This is a genomic window from Pseudobacter sp. (genome assembly GCF_051955275.1).
Taxonomy (GTDB): Bacteria; Bacteroidota; Bacteroidia; order Chitinophagales; family Chitinophagaceae; genus Pseudobacter.
In genome coordinates, this window is the sequence record NZ_JBQCGW010000091.1 from 1 (window position 1) to 3,921 (window position 3,921).

Here is a 3,921-nt window from a genome sequence, read left to right on the forward strand (position 1 = left end):
GTGCAGCCGCGCCGTGTAAAAATGAAAGAGGGAAGCAAAAGCGGTCTCATCGCCTTCGGCAATCCTGATAAGCAGTTCTCTTTCATTATGTAATGTTTCGGCGGCCAACAGCACAAAATTAGATAAAGTAAAATTTTCAGCAGAAAATAAGGTTGCCACAGGCCAATTGCCCCGGAGTGATGGGGCAGGTTGAAATGGTTGGAGCTAAAATACAAAAATCACCAATAGCCTCCATAAAAAAATGACAACTACCGCAATAGTTTTTTCCATTATCATTACACGTATCTTTACCCCTCACGCCATCAGTCGCCTTTCCTGTAATCATCTCTTCACCAAACATTACAAACTGCTGTAGCATTGGAGCAAACCACGGACCATCAGGATATTCCCGTATTACTCATACAACTGGGGCAGGGAAGCCATAGCGCTTTCAATATCCTGTTCAACCGCTACAAGCATACAGTATATACCAATGCCCTTCTTTTTACTTCCACTTCCACGCTTGCAGAAGAGATAGTGCAGGATGTATTCCTGCAGGTCTGGAAATCCAGGGAAAAAGTAGCGCAGGTGGATGACCTCGATGCCTATCTCTTCATCATCACCCGGAATGCAGTATACCGTTCCCTGCATGCGCAGGCACAACATGAAAAAAAGCACAAAGCCTGGCAGGAATCCAACGGAAATACTGAATCAGGAGAAAATATACTTTCCGCCATCCTCGAAAAAGATTATCACAAGCTCCTTGAGCAGGCCATCCGGCAACTTCCACCACAGCAGCAACAGGTGTATATCCTCATCAAACAACAGGGGCTTTCACGGGCGGAAGCTGCACAACAGCTGGGGCTTCATCCCGAGACCGTGAAACGGCATCTGAGCCTCGCTACCAGGAGCATACGCACCTTTTGTTTATTGCACCTCGACCTTACCCCGGCCATCGCAATTTTTCTGTGCTTTCACCTGAAATAAAAAAAAATTCCGCTTCATTGACCCATCGTTGCCATTGCGCAGCTCTTTATATACAGCATCAATAAACAACGATGAATCCAAAACAACTCGAACTGCTGCTGAGCAAGCTTGCCGGAAATGAATTGTCCGCTTCAGACCGCGAGACATTAATGGTATACCTGGCCGACCCCGCCAATAAAAATTCCGCGCAGGAAGCCATTGGCCGGATGATGGCGCAAAACACGGCCGGTATTCAATTACTGCCGGAACAATCCTCCGAAGAGATCATGGCCGCGATCATGGCACCGGAAACACCGGTTCAACCTGCCATCATCCGTACCATGCCATCCCGCAGTACCAATTCCCGCTGGTGGTGGGCGGCAGCTGCCGTTATCATCACCGGGGCCGCCAGCCTCTGGTACATCAATCAGCCATCACCTGAAAAAACAATACCTGCACCTGTAGTGGCAGATATCAACCCTGCCTCCAGTGGCGCCATCCTCACGCTTGCCAACGGCTCCACCATTCTGCTGGACACCCTGAAAGACGGCGCTATCGCCACTCCTGACGGATCGGACCTCAGCATCCGGAACGGCCATCTGTTAGCCGGACAAACCTCCTCAGCAACAGGATGGAATAAAGTAAGCACGCCAAACGGAAGACAATATATAATGACACTTGCCGACGGCTCAAAAGCCTGGCTCAACGCAGGCAGCTCCCTTGAATACCCGGTCAACTTCACCGGTAACGAGAGAGTGGTAAGAATAACAGGAGAAGTGTATTTCGAAGTTACGGCCCAACCTGCACTCCCCTTCAATGTGAATGTAAAAGGAATGGAAGTACAGGTCCTCGGCACTTCCTTCAATGTGAACGCCTATGATGATGAATCATCCATCAACACTACCCTGGCATCGGGCTCAGTGAAGATCATTTCGGCAGGGTTCACTCCTGCCCTGCTGAAGCCCGGACAGCAGGCTCGTTTCCAGGCATCGGCGCCTATAAAGGTATTGCCTGCAGTTGACCTGGATAAAATACTGGCCTGGAAGAATGGCTATTTCAGTTTTGATGACCTCAATCTTCAACAGGTAATGAAGCTCATTGAAAGATGGTATGATGTGTCCGTAAAATATGAGGGCCCCATACCAGTGGAACAATTTGAAGGAATGGTGAGCAGAAGCATGAAACTCTCGGGCATTATCAAATCACTCAGGGATATGGATATTGAAGTGAGACAGGAAGGAAGGACCCTGATCATCAGTAAAAAATAACAGCGGCTGTTATCAAACAAAAACCGGAAATGTTGACGCATTCCCGGCGGATTTGATTTCTATACAAGGCTAGGCACCTTTTAAAAAACCAAACAATGCGAATGTATGCAATTAACTGTTAATTGGAGAAATCGTCATGCCCCTGCTTTAAGGTCTGTTTTCAAGCGTGACCGGATCCCTCTCCCCATCAAGTTCATTATGAAACTTACCACTGCTGTTCTGCTTGTTGCCATGCTGAGTGCTTCAGTAATGGCATCATCCCAAACCATCAGCTTTTCGGCAAAGAATGTGTCGCTGAAAACAGTACTGCTGGCCGTCAACAAACAAACCGGCTTTACGTACTGGGCAAACAAGGACCTGCTCAGAAGTGCCTGCTGTATTACTGTGAGCGCAGACAATATGCCACTGGAGCAATTCATCACCACCGTATTGAAAGGCACCGGCATCAAAGCCAGGTTCGAGGAAAAGACCATTGTATTGTCGTCCAGGAAAACGGAGATCCCTCCCACTCCGGCGCCATTGCTGATCATAGCAGACACGATTCCTGCGCAGATCATTTCCGGCGTCATCTTACTGAAAGATGGAACAGGATCTTCCAGCCCGCTCGCAGGAGCCACCGTTCAGGAGAAAGGTGTTGTACAAAATGCAACCGCCACCAATGAACGCGGTGAATTCCGCCTCAGGGTACGCCCGGGCGCCACCCTGCTCATCACCCATGTAAGTTCCGAACCACAGGAAATAAAACTGACAGATAAACAAACCACTCTCAAACTGGAAGTGAACCTGAAAGAGTCCATGGCTGCGAAAGATGTGGTGGTAACAGGTTATTTCACCAGGAAGAAAGAAACCTTCACGGGTGCTTCCACTACCATCACCCGTAAGGAACTGCAGAAATTCAATAACAACAATATCTTCTCCGTGATCCAGACACTGGACCCTGCATTCAGGATCCAGGAAAATAATGCTGCAGGTTCCGATCCCAACAGGATCCCCGATATCAATATCCGTGGCATCAGCAGTGTGGGCAGCAATGTAAACCTGCCGCTGATCATCATCGATGGATTCCAGGGAACGCTGCAGCAACTCTACGATATGGATGTGAACCGCATTGAATCCATTTCCATCCTCAAAGACGCCAGCGCTACCATCCTTTACGGAAGCCGCGCCGGCAACGGTGTGCTGGTGATTGAAACAAGGCTTCCGAAATCAGGGAAGTTCACCGTCTCCTACGACTTCAGAGGCTCCGCCACCCTGGTTGATCTCTCGGATTACAACCTCATGAATGCATCGGAGAAACTGGAATTCGAGAAACTCGCAGGCATCTATCAATACAATGGTGATGCAGATCCCGCATGGACGGCCGATTACACCATGAAGCTGAACAATCTTTACCGCGACAGGCAGCTGGCCGTTCAAAGTGGTGTCAATACCTACTGGCTTAAGCAACCTGTGCAATCCACTTTCACCACCGGTCACAGTATCCGTGCCGAAGGCGGCAACCAGGAAGTGCGCTACAGCATCGATGGCAACTACACCAATTTCAAAGGAGCCATGAAAGAGTCGGGCAGAGAAAGATACGGTGCGGCCTTCAATCTGATCTATCGTATCCCCAATAAGATCACCTTCAGGAACAACGCCAGTTACCAGGGTACGAAAGAATACAATTCACCCTACGGCTCATTCTCCCTGTACACAAGAATGAATCCTT

General features: G+C 48.9%; 3 protein-coding genes. All 3 read left to right on the top strand.

What is annotated here, in order from left to right:
* Nucleotides 1-357 precede the first annotated feature (357 nt).
* Nucleotides 358-966, top strand: a complete 609-nt coding sequence (locus ACTHMC_RS07825; protein ID WP_440412333.1) for an RNA polymerase sigma factor — start codon at nucleotides 358-360, stop codon at nucleotides 964-966.
* A 71-nt stretch (nucleotides 967-1,037) separates the two neighbouring features.
* Nucleotides 1,038-2,213 carry a FecR family protein gene (locus tag ACTHMC_RS07830; RefSeq protein WP_440412335.1) on the top strand — a complete coding sequence of 392 codons (1,176 nt, stop codon included), beginning with the start codon at nucleotides 1,038-1,040 and terminating at the stop codon, nucleotides 2,211-2,213.
* Nucleotides 2,214-2,411: 198 nt separating this feature from the next.
* A partial coding sequence (locus tag ACTHMC_RS07835) for a TonB-dependent receptor plug domain-containing protein (RefSeq protein ID WP_440412337.1) occupies nucleotides 2,412-3,921 on the top strand: 1,510 nt, incomplete at its 3' end.